Here is a 20,696-nt window from a genome sequence, read left to right on the forward strand (position 1 = left end):
CTCCGTGGTCGAGGACGCATCCGCGGCGGACGCGCGCGGTGCGGGGTCGTCCCGACTAGAGCACAAATTGTGCGCTGCCACAACGGACGGTTGCAGCGGAAAATCATTGCCGTGGGAACCGCCTGGCGCAGCGCATCCGGTGCGGCGGTCGCCGGCCGTGGCGACAGGCCGCAGGCCGCCCGCGGCGCCTCCCCGCGCACACGGGCCGCCTTCAGAACGGCGTGGCGTCCGCGTCCGCCGGCGTGCGCCGGGCGGCGCGCTTCGCCGCGGCCTTCTTGGCGGCGGTCTTCTTCGTCGCGGCCTTCTTCGCCGTAGCTTTCTTCACCGCAGACTTCTTCGCGGCGGTCTTCTTCGCCGCGGTGGTCTTGCTCATTGCCGTCTTCGTCGCGGCGGTCTTGCGCGCGGTCGGGGCGGCGTCCGCCTTGCCCGCACGTGCCTTCTTCGCCGCGAGCCCGCGCCGCGCGGGCTTGCCGGTCTCCTCCAGCAGCTGCAGCGCTTCCTCCAGCGACAGCGAGGCCGGGTCGCGATCCTTGGGGATCTTGCCGTTGCGCGTGCCGTCGCTCAGGTATGGGCCGAAGCGGCCGTTGAGCACTTGCACCGCATGCCCCGGCCATTCCCGGATCACGCGGTTGCGCGCGAGCTCCTCCTTCTCCTCGATCAGCTGCAGCGCGCGCGCCAGGTCGATGCTGTAGGGGTCGTCCTCCTTCTTCAGCGAGGCATAGGTGGCGCCGCGCTTGGCGAACGGGCCGAAGCGGCCGATGCCGACGCTCACCTCCGCGCCGTGGGCGTCGGTGCCGAGCACGCGCGGCATCTGGAACAGCTTGAGCGCCTCGGCGAGGTCGATGCTGTAGATGCTCTGGCCCGGGCGCAGCGAGGCGAAGCGCGGCTTCTCCGCGTCCTCGGCGGTACCGATCTGCACCAGCGGGCCGAACTTGCCGATCCGCGCGCTGACCGGGCGGCCGCTGGCCGGGTCGGTGCCGAGCACGCGCACGCTGCCGGCATCGGTCTTGTCGAGGCTGGCCTTCTTGTCGTCCACCAGCGCCTTGAACGGCTTCCAGAACCGCTCCAGCAGCGGCACCCAGGCCTCCTCGCCGCGGCTGACCGCGTCCAGCTCGTCCTCCAGGCGCGCGGTGAAGTCGTAGTCCACGTACTGGGTGAAGTGGCCGGACAGGAACTTGCTGACCGCGCGGCCGATGTCGGTGGGCTTGAACGCGCGCCCCTCCAGCACCGCGTACTGCTTGCCGAGCAGGGTCTGGATGATGGCGGCGTAGGTGGAAGGCCGGCCGATCCCGTATTCCTCCAGCGCCTTCACCAGCGAGGCCTCGGTGTAGCGCGGCGGCGGCTGGGTGAAGTGCTGCTCGGCCAGCACCTGCGCCAGCGGCAGGTCCTGGCCCGGCTGCATCTGCGGCAGCTTGCGGCCCTCGTCCTCGTCGTCCTTGCCGCGGGTGTCCTTGCCTTCCTCGTACACCGCGAGGAAGCCGGGCACTACCACGGTGGTGCCGCTGGCGCGGAACGCGTGCTGGCTGCCGGCGGCCAGCTCCACGGTGACCGTGTTGAGGGTGGCCGGGATCATCTGGCAGGCGATCGTGCGCTTCCAGATCAGTTCGTACAGCCGGCGCTCGTCCTCGCCGAGGAAGCGCGCGACCTGCGCCGGGGTGCGCAGCGCGGAGGTCGGGCGGATCGCCTCGTGCGCCTCCTGCGCGTTCTTGGACTTGGTCTGGTAGACGTTCGGGCGGTCCGGCAGCGCCGCGGTGCCGTACTCGCGCGCGATCACGTCGCGGATCTCGGCCAGCGCGTCCTGCGCCAGGTGCACCGAGTCGGTGCGCATGTAGGAGATCAGGCCGACCGTGCCCTCCTCGCCCAGCGCCACGCCCTCGTACAGCCGCTGCGCGACCTGCATCGTGCGCCGGGTGGTGAAGCCGAGCTTGCGCGCGGCCTCCTGCTGCAGGGTCGAGGTGGTGAACGGCGGCGCCGGGCGGCGCTTGCGCTCCTTGCTGGCCACGTCGGTGACGTGCAGGCGGCCGCCGGCGGCCTGCTGGATGCGCGCGCGCGCGGCCTCGGCGGCGTCGGCGTCGGTCAGGCTGAACTCCAGGCGGGTGGTGTCCGCGGCGAAGCGGTGGCCGTCGAGCTTGACCAGGCGCGCGCGGAACGGCTGCGCCGGGTGCGCGACCTCGGCCTCGATCGTCCAGTACTCGCGCGCGCGGAACGCCTCGATCTCCTCCTCGCGCTCCACGATCATGCGCAGCGCCGGCGACTGCACCCGCCCGGCCGACAGCCCGGCCTTGATCTTGCGCCACAGCACCGGCGACAGGTTGAAGCCGACCAGGTAGTCGAGCGCGCGCCGCGCCTGCTGGGCGTCCACCAGGCTGCCGGCGATCGCGCGCGGATGCGCGATCGCCTCGCGGATCGCGCGCGGGGTGATCTCGGTGAACACCACCCGCTGCAGCGGCTTGCCCTCGAGCAGGCCGCGCTCCTTGAGGATCTCGGCGATGTGCCAGCTGATCGCCTCGCCCTCGCGGTCGGGGTCGGTGGCCAGGTACAGGCGCTCGGCCGCCTTCGCCGCGCGCGCGATCGCATCCACGTGGCGGGCGTTCTTCTCGATCGTCTCGTAGCGCATCGCGAAGCCGTGCTCGGGATCGACCGCGCCCTCCTTCGGCACCAGGTCGCGCACGTGGCCGTAGCTGGCCAGCACGGTGAAGTCCTTGCCCAGGTATTTGTGGATCGTCTTGGCCTTGGCGGGCGATTCGACGATGAGCAGGTTCTTGGCCATGGCGGGCGGTCCGGGGTCGCGGGAGGTGGCGCGGACGCGGCGTCCGCAGATGCCAACGCCCGGGGCGGACGGCCCCGGGCGTTGCTGTGCTTATTACAGTGGAATCACGCCCATGCCCGCGCTGTCAAGCCGGCGCGGCGGCGGCAGGCCCGCGTGCGGGCCCGGAACGCGGCCTCAATGCACCGGTTCGGGCTCGTCCAGGAACATCTGGGTCTCCATCCAGGCGTAGGCGGCCTCGCTGCCGGGCTGGTCGAACAGCACCATCAGCACCACCCACTTGAGGTCGTCCAGGTCGATCTCGTCCTGGTCCAGCGCCATCGCCCGATCCAGCACCAGCTCGCGCTGGTCGGCAGTGAGGATGCCGTGCTGTTCGAGGAACAGCAGAAAGCCGCCGGCCTCGCGGGTCAGCTTGGCCGCCTCGGCCGCGTGCAGCACCCGCACCGGGCCTGGCGCGTGCGCCGGGGCCGCGGCAGGGCGCTGGCGCGCCAGCGCGTCCAGCCAGTCGAAGGCCTTGCCGATCTCCGCCGGCGAGAACCCGGCCTGGGCCAGCTCCTTCACCAGCGGGCCCTCGGCGGCGGTGAGGTCGGGGTCGGTCGGCGCGTAGGCGTCGGTTGCGAAGTAGTGCTCGAACAGGTACAGCAGGACGTCCAGGATGCTTTCTTTCATGGCCCTCGGCCTGCGCCGCACGCGGCGCGGTGGAAGGAAACCGCTGGTGCTCACACCCCGATCCGGGAGTAGCGGCCGTGTGCGGACGCGACCCGCCCTTCCAACTCCAGCGCCAGCAGGATGGACGAGGCCCGGGCGGGCGTCAATCCGCTGCGTTCGAGCAGTTCATCCATAGCGGTTGGGTCGTGGCCGAGTGCCTGCCACAACCGCTGGTGGTCGGCGTCCGGCTCGGACGGGCCGCCGGCGGGCGCGGGCGGGCCGGGCGGGGGCGCTGCGGCGGCGAGCCCGCCCGGCTGCAGTTCGCCCTTGAGCTGCGCCGCCAGGGCGCGCACGGCCGGGGCCAGCGCCTCCACGATCTCCTCCGGCGCTTCGACCAGCCCCGCCCCGTCGCGCAGCAGGCGGTGGCAGCCGCGCGCCTGCGGGTTGTCGATCGAGCCGGGCAGGGCGAACACCTCGCGCCCGGCCTCGGCGGCCAGGCGCGCGGTGATCAGCGCGCCGGAACGGGCCGCGGCCTCCACCACCAGCACGCCAAGGGCGAGCCCGGCGAGGATCCGGTTGCGCGCCGGGAAGTGCGCGGCGCGCGCGCCGGTGCCCGGCAGGTGTTCGCTGACCACCGCGCCGGTGGCGGCGATTCGCGCCTGCAGCCCGGCGTGGCGCGGCGGGTAGGCGCGGTCGGGACCGGTGCCGAGCACCGCCAGGGTGACCCCGCCGGCGTCCAGGGTGGCCTGGTGCGCGGCGGCGTCGATCCCGGCCGCCAGTCCGCTGGCGATCGCCAGCCCGGTCGCGGCCAGGGCGCGGGCGAAGCGCGCCGCATGCGCGCGGCCGCCCGCGGTGGCGGCGCGGCTGCCGACGATCGCCAGCGCCGGCCGCCACAGCAGGGCGGGGTCCCCGGCCACGAACAGCGCCGGCGGCGGGCCGGGGATGCGCCGCAGCAGCGGCGGGTAGTCGGGATCGCGCCAGCCGAGCAGGTGGTGGCCGGGTTCGGCCAGCCACGCTTCGCCGCGCGCCAGCCGCGCCGGGTCGGGCCGGCGCAGGGCGCGGCAGGCCTCGGCATCGAGCCCGTGGCTGGCCCAGTCGCGCGGGCCGGCGGCGAGCACCGCGGCGGCATCGCCGTGGCTGTCCAACAGGCGGCGCAGCGGCGCCGGGCGCACGCCGGCGGCGAGCAGGCGCAGCAGGGCATGGGCGGCGGCGGGCGGTGCGGGCGTGCGGGGCATGCCGCCAGCGTGGCCCGCAAACGGCGACGGCGCCCTCGGGCGCCGTCGCGGTGGTCGGTCGGAGGATGCCGCCGGCCTCAGTAGGGCGCGTCCGGATGCTTGAGCTCGTAGCCGACCCGGGTCGGCTTGACGCTGCTCATCACCAGCGCATAGCTGACGTCGCCGAAGGTGCGGAACACCATGGCGTGGCCGGCGTACTCGTCGGGCAGGCGCACCTTGTTCTCGAACAGGGTCAGGTCCTCGTCGCGGTCCAGCCCGTCCTTGACCCGGTCGGTGACCGAGTGGCCGCGGCGCCAGATCGAGAACACGGTGCCGTTGTCGATGCCCTGGCGGCTGCCGCCGGAGATCGCGATCACGTCGCGCGGGCCGGCGGTGGTGTACATGTCGGCCACCGCCATCACCTGCAGGCGCCCGTACGGCAGCTGCTGCTTGGGCGGATGCGGGAAGAACTGCAGGTCGTAGGGCTGCGCCTGCACCGGGATCAGGCGGTCGCCGACCCGGACCTCGCGGCCCTCGCTGTCCAGCAGCACGGTCGCGGCCTGGATGCCGCCGACCTCGCCGCGGGTGACGGTGCCGGTGGACTGGGTCATCAGCTCGTAGCCCAGGAACTCGGCGTTCTTGGTCGGGAACACCACCTCGCTCCAGTACGAGTCGCCGCTCAGCAGCGGCTTGCCGCGCGCATCCAGGTCCTGGGTCACCACGCGGTCGCAGCACAGGCCGGCGCGCTCGAGCAGGCGGTAGCGCTTCTGCGGGCGCACGATCAGGTAGCGGGTGCCGGGGGTCGCATCCTGCAGGCCGCGCACGTAGGCCAGCTGGCCGTTGCTGCCGCGCAGGCGGTCCTCCTCGAGGCCGACCACGTAGGGCAGCTCGTCGATGCTGTCCACCACCCGCAGGTCCTTCAGGAACGGCTCGATCTGGGCCAGCGGGATGGCGTTGATCGGGGCCTCGGTGCGCGGGCCGGGCTGCACGCTGGCGCTGGCCACGCGGCCGAGGTAGGCCAGGCTCAGCACGTCGCCGGGGTAGATCAGGTGCGGGTTCTTGATCTGCGGGTTGGCCTGCCAGATCTCCGGCCACAGCCAGGGCTTCTTGAGGAAACGGCCGGCGATGTCCCACAGGGTGTCGCCGCGCTTGACCACGTAGGTGTCGGGGTGGTCGCCACGCAGGTCGACCGCCACCGCGTAGGTGGCCACGGTCAGCAAGGCCGCGGCGAGTACGGCGCGCAGCCCGCGCGCGGCCGGCGCGGCACCGCCCAAGGTCCGGGAAACTCGTTCAAGCATGGCAGCCAACTCCCCGCTCCGTATGGTGAAATCCCCCTGAAGCCGCGCCACTATAGCCCACAAAAACCGCCCCGGGGCAAGCGGCGGGCGGCGGCGGCCGCGCTACAATCGTGTCGCCGTTCGCAATTGCGACGCCCCGACCCGGAGTGCCCGCCATGGCCCTGCTGCCGATCCTCGAGTTCCCCGACCCCCGCCTGCGCACGGTGGCGGCCGAGGTCGACCCCGCCGAGCTGGCCACGCCCGAGTTCCAGCGGCTGATCGACGCCATGTTCGAGACGATGTACGCGGCCCCCGGGATCGGCCTGGCCGCCAGCCAGGTCGACGTGCACAAGCGCTTCATGGTCATCGACGTGAGCGAGGACCGCAGCCGGCCACTGGTGTTCGTCAATCCGCGGATCGTCGCCAGCGAGGGCGGGCAGGTCTACCAGGAGGGCTGCCTGTCGGTGCCGGGGATCTTCGCCGACGTCACCCGCGCCGACACCATCACCGTGGAATTCCTCGACCGCCACGGCCAGCCGCAGGTGCTGACCTGCGACGGCCTGCTCGCGGTCTGCATCCAGCACGAGATGGACCACCTGATCGGCAAGCTGTTCGTGGACTACTTGAGCCCGCTCAAGCGCGAGATGGTCCGCAAGAAGCTGCAGAAGGCCAAGCGCGCCGCCGCGGCCTGAGCCGATGCGGATCGTCTTCGCCGGCACGCCGGAATTCGCCGTGCCCAGCCTGCGTGCGGCCGCCGCGCGCGGCGAGGTGGTCGGCGTGTACACCCAGCCCGATCGCCCGGCCGGGCGCGGGCGCGGGCTGACGCCCTCGCCGGTGAAACTTGAGGCCGTGCGGCGCGGCCTGCCGGTGTACCAGCCGGAGAATTTCCGCACCGCCGAATCCAGGGCCACCCTGCGCGCGCTGCAGCCGGACCTGATGGTGGTGGTCGCCTATGGGCTGCTGCTGCCGCAGGCGGTGCTGGACATCCCGGTGCACGGCGGCTGGAACGTGCATGCCTCGCTGCTGCCGCGCTGGCGCGGCGCGGCGCCGATCCAGCGCGCGATCGAAGCCGGCGACACCCGCACCGGGGTGTGCCTGATGCGGATGGAGAAGGGCCTGGACACCGGCCCGGTGCTGCTGGCGCAGGCCACCGACATCGGCCCCGAGGAGACCGCCGGCCAACTGCACGACCGCCTGGCCACGCTCGGCGCGCAGGTGCTGGGCGATGGCCTGGGCCTGCTGCGCGCCGGCCTGCTGCCGGTGCCGCAGCCGCAGCCGCAGGCGGGCGTCACCTACGCGCACAAGCTGGACAAGGCCGAGGCCCGGCTCGATTGGTCGCAGCCGGCCATCACGCTGGCCAACAAGGTGCGCGCGTTCCACCCGTGGCCGGTGGCGGAAGCGCCGCTGGCCGGCGAGCGCGTGCGCATCCATGCCGCGCGCGCGCTCGACGAGGCGCACGCCGCTGCCCCCGGCAGCGTGTTGCGCGCCGGGCGCGAGGGCATCGACGTCGCTTGCGGGCAGGGCGTGCTGCGCCTGCTGAGCCTGCAACGCGAGGGCGGCAGGCCGGTGTCCGCGCAGGATTACCGCAACGCCCGCCGCGACGTGTTCGCGTGAGCGATGGCGTCGCCCCCCGCGTCGCCGCGGCGCGCACCCTCGACGCGGTGCTGCACCGCGGACGCTCGCTGAAGGCGGCGCTCGGCGCCGGCCTGCCGGCCCTCGCCGATCCGCGCGACCGCGCGCTGGTGGAAGCCATGGTGCTGGCCGCGCTGCGCCAGCGCGTGCGCTACAACGCCGCGCTGGATGGGTGGACGCCGCGCCCGCTGGGCCCGCGCGACGCCCTGCTGCGCGCCCTGCTGCTGGCCGGCTTCGCCCAGCTCGAACTGGGCCTGCCTGCGCACGCGGTGCTCGCGGCCACGGTGGACGCCGCGCGCGCCCTGGGCCGCGCGCACCAGGCCGGGATGGTCAATGCGCTGCTGCGCCGGGCCACCCGCGAGCCGCTGCCGGCCGCCGCGCCCGAGGCCGCGTGGCCGGACTGGCTGGCGACGCAGGTGCGCGCGGACTGGCCGCAGCAGGCGGCGGCCATCTTCGCCGCGAGCGCGCAGCTGCCGCCGCTGTGGCTGCGGGTGAACCGCCGCGTGCAGCCGCGCGACGCCTACCGCACGCGCCTGCACGAGGCCGGCATCGAGAGCGCGATCGACGACGCGCTGCCCGACGCGCTGCGCCTGTCGACGCCGCTGCCGGTGCAGCAGCTGCCCGGCTTCGAGGCCGGCGCGGTGTCGGTGCAGGACGCCAGCGCGCAGGCGGTGGCCGACGCGCTGGCGCCCGCACCCGGCGCGCGCGTGCTCGACGCCTGCGCCGCGCCCGGCGGCAAGGCCGCGCACCTGGCCGAGCGCGATCCCTCCCTGCGCATCACCGCGCTGGACGTGGACGCCCGCCGCGTGCGCCGGATGCAGGACACCTTCGCGCGGTTGCGGCTGGGCGCCATTGAGGCGCGCACCGGCGACGCCACCCGCCCCGCCGCGTGGTGGGACGGCACCCCGTTCGACGCCATCCTGATCGACGCCCCGTGCAGCGCCACCGGCATCGTGCGCCGCCAGCCCGACGTGCTGCTGCACCGGCGCGCGGCCGACCTCGCCGCGCTCGTGCAGACCCAAGCCGCGCTGCTGGATGCGCTGTGGCCGCTGCTCGCGCCGGGTGGCGTGCTGGTGTACGCCACCTGCTCGATCCTGCGCGCGGAGAACGCCGCGCAGGTCGAGGGCTTCCTCGCGCGGACGCCAGACGCGACTCCGGAACCGCTGGATACGCGCTTCGGCCACGCCAGCGGCGCCGGCCGCCAGCGCCTGCCCGGCGAGGGCGGCAGGGACGGCTTCTTCTATGCGCGGCTGCGCAAGGGATGAGCGGATGCCGCGGCTAGAATCCGCCCCCATGCCCGCCGCGCGCCGCGAGACCTGGCTGTTCTGGGGACTGGCCCTGCTGATCCTGGGCGCGGGCCTGGGCCTGCGCGATCCGTGGCCGGCGGACGAGCCGCGCTTCGCACTGGCGGCGCGGCAGATGGTGGAGAGCGGGCAGTGGCTGTTCCCGCACCGCGGCGCGGAGCTGTATTCGGACAAGCCGCCGCTGTTCATGTGGCTGCAGGCGGGGCTGCTGTGGCTGACCGGCGAGCTGCGCCTCGCCTTCCTGCTGCCCTCGCTGCTGGCCGCGCTGGGCACCCTGTGGTGCGTGGCGGACCTCGGGCGCCGGCTGTGGACGCGCCGGGTCGGCCTGTATGCGGGCTGGCTGGTGCTGCTGACCCTGCAGTTCACCTGGCAGGCGAAGAAGGCGCAGATCGACCCGCTGCTGGTGTTCTGGATCACGCTGGCCAACTACGGCCTGCTGCGCCACCTGCTGCGCGGGCCGGACTGGCGCTGGTGGACGCTCGGCTGGGCCGCGGCCGGACTCGGCACCATCACCAAGGGCGTGGGCGTGCTGGCGCTGCTGCTGCTGCTGCCGGCCGCGTTCGCGGCGCTGCGCGGCTGGCCGGGGGTGCGCGTGCACGCGCGCGACGGCCGCTTCTGGTTGGGGCCGTTGGCGTTCGTCGCCGCCTGCGGGGTGTGGCTGGGGCCGATGCTGGTGGCCGCGCTCGGCACCGGCAGCGCCGAGTACCGCGCGTATGTGGACGACATCCTGCTGCGCCAGACCGTGACCCGCTACGCCGAGTCCTGGCACCACCAGCAGCCGCCCTGGTACTTCCTGGAAGTGGCGCTGACCACCTGGCTGCCGACCGTGCTGGCGCTGCCGTGGGCGATCCCGGCGTGGCGGCGGCGGCTGCGCCGGCGCGATCCGCGCTACCTGCTGCCGCTGGCCTGGGTGGGGCTGGTGTTCGTGTTCTTCAGCATCCCGGCGGGCAAGCGTGACATGTACATCCTGCCGGCGCTGCCGATGCTGGCGCTGGCGCTGGCGCCGCTGCTGCCGGGCCTGCTGCGCCGGCGCGGGCCGCGGCGCCTGCTGGTGGGGTTCGTGCTGGTGTTCGGGCTGGCCCTGCTCGGCGTCGGCCTGGCCCTGGGGCTGGGCGATCCGCGCCTGGCGCAGAAGGTGCTGGAGGGCCGCGACCCGGCGGTCGTGCACGCGGTCGGCTGGACCCTGGCGCTGGCCGGCGCCAGCGGGCTGCTGGCGTTGGGGGTCTGGCGGCGCGTGGGGCCGGCGCGCGCGGTGGTGGCCATGCTCAGCGTGCTGTGGGTGCTGTTCGGCGTGCTCGCCGCGCCCGCGCTCAACGACGGCAGCTCCGCGCGCGGGTTGATGCGCCGGGTCGGCGCGGCGATCGGGCCGCGGGCCGAGCTCGGGCTGGTCGGCTGGCGCGAGCAGCAGCTGCTGATGGCCGACCGCCCGGCCGCCGAGTTCGGTTTCAAGCGCCCGCCGCAGGCGCAGTTCGCCGCCGGCGTGCGCTGGCAGCAGGCGGCGCCGGCGACGCGCTGGCTGCTGGTGGAGGAAGGCGACGGGCTGCCGGCCTGCGTCGCGCGCGCGCAGGCGCGCGACATGGGCCAGAGCAACCGCCGCCGCTGGTGGCTGCTGCCCGGAGGCGCGACCGGTGGTTGCCGCTGACGGATCGCCCTGGCTGAGCCTGCTGGTGCCGGTCTACCAGGTGGAGGCCTACGTCGAGGCCTGCCTGCGCTCGGTGCTGGCGCAGGCCGATGCCGGGGTGGAGATCCTGGTGCTGGACGACGCCGGCCGCGACGGCTCGTGGGCGAAGGTGGAGGCGCTGGCCGCGGCGCACCCCGGGCGGCTGCGCCTGCTGCGGCATCCGCAGAACCGCGGCATCGCGGCGGCGCGCAACACCCTGCTCGCGCAGGCGCGCGGCGCGTACGTCTGGTTCCTCGATTCGGACGATGTGCTGTTCCCCAGCGCGTTGGCCGCGGTGCGTCCGCTGCTGGCGGCGCCGGATGCGCCGGACCTGCTGCTGTGCGACTTCGCCCTGCTGCGCGCGCGGCCGCGCCTGCGCCACCGCCTGCGCGGCGAAGGCCACCGGCGCACGCACCTTGCCGCGCCGATCCGCACGTCCAGCGACCGCGCCGCGCTGGCCGCCGGCTGGCTGTGGCGGCGCCAGCTGCATCCATGGTCCAAGATCGGCCGCCGCCAGGTCTGGCAGCAGGTCGAGTTTGCACAAGGGCGCTACTTCGAGGACATGGCGGCGATCCCCGACCTGCTGCGTGCCAGCGCCACCTGGGCCTACCTGCCGCGGCCGTTGGTCGGCTACCGCCAGCACCCGGCCAGCATCGTCGCCAGCCCGACGCCGGCCAAGCTGCGCGACCTGCTGTGGGCGCACGCCCGGCTGCGCACTGGCGTGCTGGCGCTGGCGGAGGGCGGCGATCCGCGCGTGCAGGCCGCGCTGGACTACTTCGGCCTGCGCACCTTTGCCAACCTGGCGCGCAAGCTGGGGCGCGAGGATCCGGCGCTGGAGGCAGAAGCCCGGGTGGCATTCGTGGCGGCCTTCCCCGACCTTGGCCGCGCGGCCCTGCGCGCGCTGCGCGCGCGCGGCGAGTGGCTGCGCGCATGGCGGATCCGCCGCAGCCTGGCGCGCCGGGGCTGGGCATGAGCGCCCCGGTGCGGGTGCTGCACTTCGTCACCGGCGGGTTCTCCGGTGGTGCGACCCAGGTGGCGATCCAGCTGGTCGAGGCGGCGCGCGCGGGCGGGGCGATCGAACCGCTGCTGGTGCTGCGGCGCAAGCGGCGCACGCCGCCGGAGCGCATCGCCCAGCTGCGCGCGCGCGGGGTGCCGCTGGCGCTGGTGCCGGGCTGGTCGCACCTGGCCACCGTCCTCGCCCTGGCCGGGCTGTGCCGCCAGTTCCGCCCCGACGTGCTGATCGCGCACGGCTATTCCGAACACCTGTGGGGGCGCTACGCCGGGCTGCTGGCGCAGGTGCCGCACCTGGTGCACGTCGAGCACAACACGCGCGAGCGCTACACCCGCTGGCGGCTGGCGCAGACGCGCTGGCTGGCGCGCCGCACCGACCGCATCGTGGGCTGCTCGGAAGGCGTGCGCCAGGTGCTGCTGGCGATGGGCATGCCCGCCGGGCGCACGCTGGCCATCCCCAACGGCATCGACCTGACCCCGTTCGCGCAGGCCGAGGCGCATCCGCATGCCGCGCGCATCCCCGGGATCGTGATGGTCGCGCGCTTCTCCAGGCAGAAGGACCACGCCACCCTGCTGCGCGCGGTGGCGCTGCTGGCGGCGCGCGGCCTGCGCGTGCCGGTGCAGCTGCCGGGCGGCGGCAAGGCCCTGCACCGCAAGCCGCTGGAACGGCTGGCGGCAGAGCTGGGCATCGCCGCGCAAGTGGAGTTCCCCGGGGTGGTGCGCGACGTGCCGCAGCGGCTGCTGGCGCACCAGCTGTGCGTGCTCAGCACCCACTACGAAGGCATGCCGTTGGCGCTGCTGGAAGGCATGGCCGCCGGCTGCGCGGTGGTCGGCAGCGCGGTGCCGGGCGTGCGCGAGGTGATCGCCGACGGCGTGGACGGGCTGCTGGTCCCGGAGGGCGATGCCGAGGCGCTGGCGCAGGCGCTGGAGCGCCTGCTGCGCGATCCGGCGCTGGCCGCGCGGCTGGCCGCGCAGGCGCGCGCCACGGCGCTGCGCGAGTACGGGCGCGAGCGCATGCACCGCCGCTACGCGCAGCTGTGCCTGGCGCTGGCCGGGCGCGTGCCGGACGCGGAGGGGGGCGAGGCGGACGCCGCCAGCGCATGAGCCGCGCGCGCCGGCGCGCTCAGCGCCGCCATTCGGCGTGGCGGCGCTCCCAGGCCCAGGCGTGCGCGAGGATGGTGTCGAGGTCGGCGTAACGCGGCTGCCAGCCGAGCACGCGGCGCGCGGCGCTGGCATCCGCCACCAGCACCGGCGGATCGCCCGGCCGGCGCGCGCCCACCTGTACCGGGATCGGATGCCCGGTGGCGCGCCGCGCCGCCGCGATCACCTCGCGCACCGAATGGCCGTTGCCGTTGCCCAGGTTGTAGCGCGCGCTGTCGCCGCCCTGCAGCAGCTGCCGCAGGGCCAAGAGGTGCGCCTGGCACAGGTCCTCGACGTGGATGTAGTCGCGGATGCAGGTGCCGTCGGCGGTGGGATAGTCCTCGCCGTACACCGTGATGTGCGGGCGGCGGCCGGAGGCCACCTGCAGGACCAGCGGGATCAGGTGGGTCTCCGGTTCGTGGCATTCGCCCAGCTCGCCCTCGGGGTCGGCGCCGGCGGCGTTGAAGTAGCGCAGGCAGACCGACTTCAGGCCGTGGGCGCGGTCGAAATCCTCCAGCACCTGCTCGACGAACCACTTGCTGCGGCCGTAGGGGTTGATCGGCGCCTTCGGATGCGCCTCGTCGATCGGCACGTACTGCGGGTCGCCGAAGATCGCCGCGGTGGAGGAGAAGATGAAGCGCGCCACGCCGTGCGCGCGCATCGCCTCCAGCAGCGCCAGGGTGGCGGCGACGTTGTTGCGGTAGTACTTGCCGGGCGCGGCCACCGACTCGCCGACCTGGATGAAGCTGGCGAAGTGCATCACCGCCGCCGGGCGCAGGGCGGCCAGCAGCGGGCCGACGAACGCGGGGTCGCCGATGTCGCCGACGTGCAGCGGCGCGCCGAGCACCGCCTCGCGGCGGCCGGAGGACAGATCGTCCGCCACCTGCACCGCGAAGCCCGCGCGGCGCAGCTGCTTGACCATGTGCGCGCCGATGTAGCCGGCGCCGCCCACCACCAGGATGCAATCGCCCATCGCCCGTCCGCGGCTCGTGCCTGCCCGCGATTCTCGCCGATGCCGCGGTCGCCGCGCACCGCTATCCTTGCGTGATGATGCTCGCCCGGGATTTGCGTGACCTGCGCGCGCCGCTGCTGGCCTGGGCCGCGGTGGCGCTGGTGTCGATGTTCCTGCACGGCCCACTGCCGCTGTATTCGACCCGCTCGCTGGCGGTGGCGTGGGAGATGTGGGACCGCGGCAGCTGGCTGGTGCCGTTGTTCAACGCCGCACCCTACTCGCACAAGACCCCGCTGCTGCCATGGCTGATCCACGCCGGCTGGGCGGTCGCCGGGGTGAACGATGTCTGGCCGCGGCTGCTGATGGTGCTGCTGGGCACCGTCGCGATCGCCCAGACCGGCCTGCTGGCGCGCCGGCTGGCCCCGGAGCGGCCGGCGCTGGCGCCGCTGGCGGCGTGGGCGATGGCCGGGCTCTGGTACTACTTCCTGTTCGCCCTGCAGGTGATGTACGAGCTGCCGCTGGCGGTGGCGGTGCTGGCCGGGCTGCTGGCGCTGTGCCGGCGTGAGGGCGAGGACTGGCGGCCCAGCTGGGCCGGCTTCGCGCTGGCGGTCGGGTTCGGCCTGCTGGCCAAGGGGCCGGTCGCGCTGCTGCACCTGGGGGTGCCGCTGCTGACCGCGCGCGCCTGGCACCCGGCGGCGCGTGCGGACGGCCGCAGGTTCGCCCGCCGCGCGGCGCTGGCGGTGCTGGGCGGGATCGCGCTGTTCGCGCTGTGGCTGGTGCCGGCGCTGGTGCTGGGCGACCCGGAGTACCGCCGCGCCCTGCTGCTGACCCAGACCGCCGGCCGGATCAAGGACAGCTTCGACCATGCCGAGCCGTGGTGGTGGTACGCGCCGATGGTGCTGGTGCTGCTGGCGCCGTGGTGGTGGCAGGCCTGGTGGTGGCGGCAGGTGCCGGCGCTGTGGCGGGATGCGGCGCTGCGCATGCCGTGGCGGTGGCTGCTCGGGGTGCTGCTGCTGTTCAGCCTGATCAGCGGCAAGCAGCCCTATTACCTGCTGCCGGATTTCCCGGCGGTGGCCCTGCTGCTGGCGGCGGCGGCCGAACGCCGGCCGCGGCTGGGCTGGATGCCCGGGCTGGTGGTGCTGGCGCTGGCGCTGGCGATGCTGGCGGCGCCGTGGATCGCCGCGCGGATCGCGCAGCCGTTCCCGCCGACGTTGCCGGCCAGCGCACAGCTGGGCGGCGCCGTGCTGCTGCCGCTGGCGCTGGCGATGTGGCGCTGGCGCACGCTGCCGGTGCAGGCCGCCGGCGTGCTGCTGGCGGCGGCCGTTCTGCACGCGGCCGGGACCACGCTGCTGCGCGCGCAGTTCGACCTGACCCCGACCGCGCAGCTGCTCGGGCAGGCGCAGCGTGCCGGCCGCCAGATCGCGTTCATCGGCGAGTACCAGCTGCAGTACCACTTCGCCGGCCGCCTGCATGCGCCGATCGCGGTGCTGGACGAGGCCGACGCCCGGCGCTGGGCCGAGCGCCATCCCGACCAGCTGATCGTGGTCAACAGCCTGCAGGCCTGGGATGCGCCGGGGCCGCAGCCGCTGCTGCAGCAGCCCTGGCGCACGCGCTGGGTGCAGGTCTGGCGCGCCGGCACCTGGCGTGCGCTGCCGGCGCAGCAGCTACCGCTGGCGCCCGCGGCCTACCATCTGCGCTACCAGCCGCGCTGACAGCGCGCGCGCCTCCGCCTGCGGCAGGTGCCGCAGCAGCAGCGGCGTCCCGTGCGCGCCGCCGCCGGCGGTGTCCAGCAGCAGGCTGGCCATGCCAAGCCGGCGCTGCAGCGGCGACTGCCGCAACTGCAGCGCCTGCAGCTTGGCGATCTCGGCCAGGTGCCAGCGGTGGTCGAGCCAACCGCTGCGCCAGGCCACGTGGCGGCCGTCGCAGGCCCAGGCGCAGGCGCGCGCCAACCGGCGTGCGCGCCACAGCGCGAGCGGCAGCAGCACCAGCGCCAGCGCGCCCATGGGGCCGATCCGCCATGCCAGCAGCCCCGCCGACGCCAGCACCAGCAGCACGCCGGGCCCGGCCAGCAGCCGCCAGGCGCGCGGATGCAGCGGCTGCCAGGCCAGGCCATCCCAGTCCAGTCCCGGCAGGAAGTGCTGCAGCAGGGCGCGGCAGCGCGCCGGGGTGGCGATCGGCGCGATCTCGCGCAGGGGGTGGCCGCCGGCATCCTCGGTGTGTGGGGTGGCGGCGGTGTCCACGCCCAGGCTGCAGCGATGGAACAGCCGGTGCAGCAGGCTCTCGCGCAGGCGCCAGGCCTGGATCCGGCGCAGCGGCGCCGCGGTGCGCGTGCGCGCCAGCAGGCCGCGTTCGACCTGCAGGCGGCCGTCCTCCTCGCGCAGGGTGAAGCCGTGGAACTGCACCAGCGCCAGCAGCACCGACAGCAGGCGCAGCCCGACCACCACCGCCAGCAGCAGGCCGAACGCGGCCAGTCCCAGCGCCAGCGGGCCGTCGTGCAGGTGGCGGCCGAGGCCGCGGCCGAGCGCGTCCAGCGCCCACCGGCCCCAGCGTTCGAACAGCGCGTACAGCACGTTCTCGCCGGCCTGGCTGAGCGCGCCGAAGGCCGCCGCCACCACCAGCAGGCCGCGGTTGGAGATCAGCCCGAGCCGCACCAGCTCGGCGTCCGTCAGGGTCAGCAGCGGCGGCGCGCTGTCCTCGGCGCTGCCGGCCTGCCCGCGCTGGCGGCGCACCAGCGCCTCCAGCGCCAGCGCCTGGTCGAGCCGCAGCACCCGCATGCGCGCCTCGGCGCCGGCGCCGCCGGCCGATTCCAGGCGCACTTCGGCGACCCCGAACAGGCGGTGCAGCGGCGACTGGTGCAGGCTGACGTTGTGGATGCGCGCGAACGGCAGCTCGCGCCGGGTGCGGTGCAGCCAGCCGCGGCGGATGGTGATCGCCTGCGCGCCGATCGCATAGCGGTAGGTCAGGGACTCGGCGAACGCGGCCAGCACCAGCACCGCCACCGCGAGCAGGCCCCACAGGTCGTGGCGGTCGCCGCGCCCGGCGACCAGCAGCACCAGCAGCGGGACGATGAACTGCTGCAGCTGGTGCAGCAGCACGAACAGCCACGACAGCGGATGCAGCCGCTGCTCCGGCGCCGGTACGTCCGCGGCGCTCATCGGCGCGCATGCGGCGTGCGCTCACAGCGCATCGCCGGCCTCGTCGAGCGGTCGCGCGAGGGCGTCGCGCAGCGCCTCGGCGTCGGCGCGGTCCAGCCCGCGCACCGCCACGCCGGCCAGGTGCGCGGCGGCGGTGTGCACCACCAGGGTCGCCAGCCCCAGGCGCCGCTGCAGGGGGCCGTGCTTGAGGTCCACGTGCTGGACCCGGCTCGCCGGCACCCGTGTCTCGCGCCACCACAGCCGGCCCTGGCGCAGCCACAGGCCGTCGCCGTCCAGTTTCCAGCGCTGGTAGCGCAGGCGCGCGCCGAGCAGCGCGCCGAGCGCGGCGGCCAGCCCCAGCAGCGCGGCCGCGGCCGGGCGCAGCGCCGGCACCCGGCTGCCCTCCGCGGCCAGGTCGAGCAGCAACAGCGCCGGCGGCAGCGCCAGCGCGGCCAGCGCCAGCGCCCACAGCGCGGCCTGCAGGCGCACCGCGCGCGCCGGCGGCGCGTGCCAGCCGGCCGTGGGCTCGGGGGGGATGACGGAGGCGCTCATCGGTACAGGTCCCAGTACGGGTTGCCCTCGCCGCTGCCGGGCGGGCGCAGGGTATAGCGCTTGTAGGTCCACTGGTACTGGCTGAAGTCGCGGCGCGCGACGGCCTCCACCGCGGCGTTGAGCGCGGCCACGGCCCGCACCGGGTCCGGGTCGGCGATGTCCGCCGGCGCCGGCGCGAAGTGCAGCGAAAAGCGCGGCGGACCCTCGCCCGGCAGGCGTTCGCACCAGGCCAGCAGCACCTGCGCGCCGCTGCGCGCGGCCAGCCGCGACAGCAGGGTCATGGTCAGCGCCGGCTTGCCGAAGAACGGCGCGAACGCGCCCTCGCCTGCCTTGGGCTGCTGGTCGGGCAGGATCCCGACCACCCCGCCGGCCTGCAGGCGCTTGAGCAGGGTGCGCACGCCCGCGGCCTCGGCGCGCACCTGCTCCACCTGCTGCCCGGCGCGCGCGCGCACCCGGCGCAGGAAGGCCTCGCCCAGGGCCGATTCCGGCGGCCGGTACAGGATCGCCAGCGGGGTGTGCGCCGCCAGCCACTGGTTCAGCAGCTCCCAGTTGCCCATGTGCGGGGCGGCCACGATCAGCCCGCGCGGATCGGCCAGGGCGGCGTCGAACAGGGCGCGCCCGTGCACCTCCACGATGTCCGCGAGGTTGCGCGCCGGCGGCCGCGTCCACAGGCGCAAGGTCTCGACCGCCTGGCGCGCGGTGGTGCGCACGATCCGGCGCAGCAGCGCCTCGCGCGCGGCGGCGTCGAGATCCGGCCGGATCAGCTCGAGGTTGCGCCGCGCGACCCGCGCCTCGCGCGCATCGGTGGCGACGGCCGCGGCGGCGAGCGCGTCCGCCAGCGCGCGCAGCAGCGGCCACGGCCACCGGGCCACGGCCCAGGCCAGCGCATACAGCAGGGCCGCGGCGAGATCACGCATGGCGGCAGTCTATCCGCGGCGGTCAGCGTTCGCGGTTACCCTTGCGCGCATGCTCGCCCTCATCCAGCGCGTGACCGAAGCCCGGGTGACCGTCGCCGGCGACACCGTCGGGGCGATCGGCCCGGGCCTGCTGGCCCTGGTCGGGATCGAGCCCCGGGACGGCGATGCGCAGGTGGCGCGGATGGCTGGGCGCCTGCTCGGCTACCGCGTGTTCGCCGACGCCGAGGGGCGCATTAACCGCTCGCTCTCCGACACCGGCGGCGGCCTGCTGCTGGTCAGCCAGTTCACCCTCGCCGCCGACACCCGCTCCGGGATGCGCCCGGGCTTCAGCACTGCGGCCGCACCGGCGCAGGCGCGGGCGGTGTTCGAACGGCTGCTGGACGCCTGCCGCGCGCGCCATCCGGCAGGGGTGGAAAGCGGCCGCTTCGGCGCCCATATGCAGGTCAGCCTGGTCAACGACGGCCCGGTGACCTTCCTGCTGCGCGCCTGAGCCCAGACCCCGAAACTGAACGGCGCGCGCGGGTAAGTCCTTGGCCGCGCAGGTATAATGCAAGGTTCCCCGCGCCGGCGGCTGCCGGCGCCCCGCTCCCGACACGGTGCCCGATCCATGGCCAACGAACGGCAGACCGCCCCCCAGTCCGACCTCAAGCTCCTGATCAGCAAGGGGCTCGAGCAGGGCTACCTGACCTATGCCGAAGTCAACGACCACCTGCCCGACGACATGGTCGATCCGGAGCAGATCGAGGACATCATCGGCATGATCAACGGCATGGGCATCGAGGTGCACGAGGTCGCGCCCGATGTGGAGACTCTGCTGCTGGCCGGGCAGCAGACCGGCGGCCGCGAGGTCGACGAGACCGCCGCCGAGGAGGCCGCCGCCGCGCTCACCTCGCTGGACGCCGAGGGCGGCCGCACCACCGACCCGGTGCGCATGTACATGCGCGAGATGGGCACCGTCGAGCTGCTCACCCGCGAGGGCGAGATCGCGATCGCCAAGCGCATCGAGGAAGGCCTCGGCCAGATGATGTCGGCGCTGGCCACCTTCCCGTGGTCGACCACCCTGCTGCTGGAGGAGTACGAGCTGCACAAGGCCGGCAAGAAGCGCCTGGCCGAGGTGGTGGTCGGCTTCAACGACGAGGAGCCGCCGGCCGAGGACGTGCCGGTGGCGCTGGCCGAGGCCGAGGTCGAGGCCGAGGTGGACGACGAGGACGAGGACGCGGAGGAGGGCGCCGGCGAGGCCGACGAACCCGCGCCGACCGGGCCGGATCCGGCCGAGGTCGCCGCGCGCATGGAGGCGCTGGCCGCCGCCCACGCCCGCTTCGCCAAGGCGCACGCCAAGCACGGCCCGGAGGCCAAGCCGGTGCTGAAGGCGCGCGCCGAGATGGCGGAGATCTTCGTCACCTTCAAGCTGCCGCTGGCGCTGACCGACGCGCTGGTGAAGAAGCTGCGCGACGTGGTCAACCAGGTCAAGGAGCACGAGCGGCGCATCCTCGACCTGTGCACCCGCGTGGCCAAGATGCCGCGCAACGACTTCCTCAAGGCCTGGGAGGGCAACCAGGGCAACCTCGGCTGGGTGGACGAGCTGCTCAAGCGCAAGCAGAAGTGGTGCTCGGGCCTGCGCGACGTGCGCGAGCAGGTGATCGCCGAGCAGGAGGCGATGCTCGCGGTCGAGAAGGCGATGCAGGTCACCCTCGCCGAGCTGAAGGAGATCAACCGCGCGATGGCCTACGGCGAGGCCAAGGCGCGCAAGGCCAAGAAGGAGATGGTCGAGGCCAACCTGCGCCTGGTCATCTCGATCGCCAAGAAGTACACCAACCGCGGCCTGCAGTTCCTCGACCTGATCCAGGAAGGCAACATCGGCCTGATGAAGGCGGTCGACAAGTTCGAGTACCGCCGCGGCTACAAGTTCTCCACCTACGCCACCTGGTGGATCCGCCAGGCCATCACCCGCTCGATCGCCGACCAGGCGCGCACCATCCGCATCCCGGTGCACATGATCGAGACCATCAACAAGCTCAACCGCATCTCGCGCCAGATGCTCCAGCAGTACGGCCGCGAGGCCACGCCGGAGGAACTGGCGCGCGAGATGGACATGCCCGAGGACAAGATCCGCAAGGTCATGAAGATCGCCAAGGAGCCGATCTCGATGGAGACCCCGATCGGCGACGACGAGGACTCCCACCTCGGCGACTTCATCGAGGACACCAACGCCTTGTCCCCGCTGGAGGCCACCACCGACATCAACCTGACCGAGACCGTGCGCAACGTGCTGGCCGGGCTGACCCCGCGCGAGGCCAAGGTGCTGCGCATGCGCTTCGGGATCGACATGAACACCGACCACACCCTGGAGGAGGTCGGCAAGCAGTTCGACGTCACCCGCGAGCGCATCCGCCAGATCGAGGCCAAGGCCCTGCGCAAGCTGCGCCACCCCAGCCGCTCCGAGCAGCTGCGCAGCTTCCTCGACATCGACTGACGGCGCCTGCCCGCC

The 20,696-nt window shown here is 74.3% G+C and carries 17 protein-coding genes; 9 read left to right on the top strand and 8 right to left on the bottom strand.

Annotated elements, in window-relative coordinates; all coding sequences use genetic code 11:
* Window positions 1–211 precede the first annotated feature (211 nt).
* From ML340_RS00100 to ML340_RS00115, 4 genes are all read right to left on the bottom strand, one after another.
* Window positions 212–2,770 carry a DNA topoisomerase I gene (locus tag ML340_RS00100; protein ID WP_240095438.1) on the bottom strand — a complete coding sequence of 853 codons (2,559 nt, stop codon included), beginning with the start codon at window positions 2,768–2,770 and terminating at the stop codon, window positions 212–214.
* Window positions 2,771–2,944: 174 nt separating this feature from the next.
* Window positions 2,945–3,436 (bottom strand): Smg family protein, encoded by a 492-nt coding sequence (locus tag ML340_RS00105; RefSeq protein WP_240095440.1) that lies wholly within the window; start codon window positions 3,434–3,436, stop codon window positions 2,945–2,947.
* A gap of 50 nt (window positions 3,437–3,486) precedes the next feature.
* Window positions 3,487–4,650 carry a DNA-processing protein DprA gene (dprA, locus tag ML340_RS00110; RefSeq protein WP_240095442.1) on the bottom strand — a complete coding sequence of 388 codons (1,164 nt, stop codon included), beginning with the start codon at window positions 4,648–4,650 and terminating at the stop codon, window positions 3,487–3,489.
* A gap of 77 nt (window positions 4,651–4,727) precedes the next feature.
* On the bottom strand, window positions 4,728–5,927 hold the full coding sequence (locus tag ML340_RS00115; RefSeq protein WP_240095444.1) for a LysM peptidoglycan-binding domain-containing protein: 1,200 nt from the start codon (window positions 5,925–5,927) through the stop codon (window positions 4,728–4,730).
* A gap of 155 nt (window positions 5,928–6,082) precedes the next feature.
* On the opposite strand from ML340_RS00115, the gene def reads away from it, so the two are divergent.
* The 6 genes from def to ML340_RS00145 are packed head-to-tail and all read left to right on the top strand — an operon-like array spanning window position 6,083 to window position 12,617.
* Window positions 6,083–6,598, top strand: coding sequence for a peptide deformylase (def, locus tag ML340_RS00120; protein ID WP_240095446.1), 516 nt, complete (start codon window positions 6,083–6,085; stop codon window positions 6,596–6,598).
* 4 nt (window positions 6,599–6,602) lie between these two features.
* Window positions 6,603–7,520 carry a methionyl-tRNA formyltransferase gene (fmt, locus tag ML340_RS00125; protein ID WP_240095448.1) on the top strand — a complete coding sequence of 306 codons (918 nt, stop codon included), beginning with the start codon at window positions 6,603–6,605 and terminating at the stop codon, window positions 7,518–7,520.
* Window positions 7,517–8,803, top strand: a complete 1,287-nt coding sequence (gene rsmB, locus ML340_RS00130; RefSeq protein ID WP_240095450.1) for a 16S rRNA (cytosine(967)-C(5))-methyltransferase RsmB — start codon at window positions 7,517–7,519, stop codon at window positions 8,801–8,803. Before fmt ends, rsmB begins: the two co-directional genes overlap by 4 nt.
* A gap of 28 nt (window positions 8,804–8,831) precedes the next feature.
* Window positions 8,832–10,484 (top strand): ArnT family glycosyltransferase, encoded by a 1,653-nt coding sequence (locus ML340_RS00135; RefSeq protein WP_240095452.1) that lies wholly within the window; start codon window positions 8,832–8,834, stop codon window positions 10,482–10,484.
* A complete protein-coding gene (locus tag ML340_RS00140; protein ID WP_240095454.1) occupies window positions 10,471–11,475 on the top strand; it encodes a glycosyltransferase family 2 protein in 1,005 nt (334 codons plus the stop codon). Before ML340_RS00135 ends, ML340_RS00140 begins: the two co-directional genes overlap by 14 nt.
* On the top strand, window positions 11,472–12,617 hold the full coding sequence (locus tag ML340_RS00145; protein WP_240095456.1) for a glycosyltransferase: 1,146 nt from the start codon (window positions 11,472–11,474) through the stop codon (window positions 12,615–12,617). Before ML340_RS00140 ends, ML340_RS00145 begins: the two co-directional genes overlap by 4 nt.
* 19 nt (window positions 12,618–12,636) lie before the next feature.
* Here ML340_RS00145 and galE read toward each other — a convergent pair whose 3' ends face one another.
* On the bottom strand, window positions 12,637–13,626 hold the full coding sequence (gene galE / locus ML340_RS00150) for a UDP-glucose 4-epimerase GalE (RefSeq protein WP_240095458.1): 990 nt from the start codon (window positions 13,624–13,626) through the stop codon (window positions 12,637–12,639).
* Window positions 13,627–13,700: 74 nt separating this feature from the next.
* Between galE and ML340_RS00155 the strand changes: the two genes are divergently transcribed.
* Window positions 13,701–15,317 carry an ArnT family glycosyltransferase gene (locus ML340_RS00155; RefSeq protein WP_240095460.1) on the top strand — a complete coding sequence of 539 codons (1,617 nt, stop codon included), beginning with the start codon at window positions 13,701–13,703 and terminating at the stop codon, window positions 15,315–15,317.
* Here the strand turns inward: ML340_RS00155 and ML340_RS00160 are convergent.
* Genes ML340_RS00160 through ML340_RS00170 form a run of 3 tightly spaced genes read right to left on the bottom strand, consistent with a single transcriptional unit; the run spans window position 15,270 to window position 18,208 of the window.
* On the bottom strand, window positions 15,270–16,760 hold the full coding sequence (locus ML340_RS00160) for a PH domain-containing protein (protein ID WP_240095462.1): 1,491 nt from the start codon (window positions 16,758–16,760) through the stop codon (window positions 15,270–15,272). The two genes, ML340_RS00155 and ML340_RS00160, sit on opposite strands and share 48 nt — an antisense overlap.
* A gap of 21 nt (window positions 16,761–16,781) precedes the next feature.
* Entirely contained in the window at window positions 16,782–17,291 is a 510-nt protein-coding gene (locus ML340_RS00165; RefSeq protein WP_240095464.1) for a PH domain-containing protein, read from the bottom strand.
* Window positions 17,288–18,208 carry a lauroyl acyltransferase gene (locus ML340_RS00170; RefSeq protein WP_240095466.1) on the bottom strand — a complete coding sequence of 307 codons (921 nt, stop codon included), beginning with the start codon at window positions 18,206–18,208 and terminating at the stop codon, window positions 17,288–17,290. Before ML340_RS00170 ends, ML340_RS00165 begins: the two co-directional genes overlap by 4 nt.
* Before the next feature lie 49 nt (window positions 18,209–18,257).
* Between ML340_RS00170 and dtd the strand changes: the two genes are divergently transcribed.
* Entirely contained in the window at window positions 18,258–18,698 is a 441-nt protein-coding gene (gene dtd, locus ML340_RS00175; protein ID WP_240095468.1) for a D-aminoacyl-tRNA deacylase, read from the top strand.
* 117 nt (window positions 18,699–18,815) lie between these two features.
* Entirely contained in the window at window positions 18,816–20,681 is a 1,866-nt protein-coding gene (rpoD, locus tag ML340_RS00180; RefSeq protein ID WP_240095470.1) for an RNA polymerase sigma factor RpoD, read from the top strand.
* Window positions 20,682–20,696 lie beyond the last annotated feature (15 nt).

It is taken from the genome of Thermomonas flagellata (assembly GCF_022419185.1).
GTDB classification, from domain to species: Bacteria; Pseudomonadota; Gammaproteobacteria; order Xanthomonadales; family Xanthomonadaceae; genus Thermomonas; species Thermomonas flagellata.

Coding starts and splice junctions, on each gene's coding strand:
- ML340_RS00100 (WP_240095438.1), bottom strand. CDS start 2,770: ATGGCCAAGAACCTGCTCATCGTCGAATCGCCCGCCAAGGCCAAGACG.
- ML340_RS00105 (WP_240095440.1), bottom strand. CDS start 3,436: ATGAAAGAAAGCATCCTGGACGTCCTGCTGTACCTGTTCGAGCACTAC.
- dprA (WP_240095442.1), bottom strand. CDS start 4,650: ATGCCCCGCACGCCCGCACCGCCCGCCGCCGCCCATGCCCTGCTGCGC.
- ML340_RS00115 (WP_240095444.1), bottom strand. CDS start 5,927: ATGCTTGAACGAGTTTCCCGGACCTTGGGCGGTGCCGCGCCGGCCGCG.
- def (WP_240095446.1), top strand. CDS start 6,083: ATGGCCCTGCTGCCGATCCTCGAGTTCCCCGACCCCCGCCTGCGCACG.
- fmt (WP_240095448.1), top strand. CDS start 6,603: ATGCGGATCGTCTTCGCCGGCACGCCGGAATTCGCCGTGCCCAGCCTG.
- ML340_RS00135 (WP_240095452.1), top strand. CDS start 8,832: ATGCCCGCCGCGCGCCGCGAGACCTGGCTGTTCTGGGGACTGGCCCTG.
- ML340_RS00145 (WP_240095456.1), top strand. CDS start 11,472: ATGAGCGCCCCGGTGCGGGTGCTGCACTTCGTCACCGGCGGGTTCTCC.
- galE (WP_240095458.1), bottom strand. CDS start 13,626: ATGGGCGATTGCATCCTGGTGGTGGGCGGCGCCGGCTACATCGGCGCG.
- ML340_RS00155 (WP_240095460.1), top strand. CDS start 13,701: ATGATGCTCGCCCGGGATTTGCGTGACCTGCGCGCGCCGCTGCTGGCC.
- ML340_RS00160 (WP_240095462.1), bottom strand. CDS start 16,760: ATGAGCGCCGCGGACGTACCGGCGCCGGAGCAGCGGCTGCATCCGCTG.
- ML340_RS00165 (WP_240095464.1), bottom strand. CDS start 17,291: ATGAGCGCCTCCGTCATCCCCCCCGAGCCCACGGCCGGCTGGCACGCG.
- ML340_RS00170 (WP_240095466.1), bottom strand. CDS start 18,208: ATGCGTGATCTCGCCGCGGCCCTGCTGTATGCGCTGGCCTGGGCCGTG.
- dtd (WP_240095468.1), top strand. CDS start 18,258: ATGCTCGCCCTCATCCAGCGCGTGACCGAAGCCCGGGTGACCGTCGCC.
- rpoD (WP_240095470.1), top strand. CDS start 18,816: ATGGCCAACGAACGGCAGACCGCCCCCCAGTCCGACCTCAAGCTCCTG.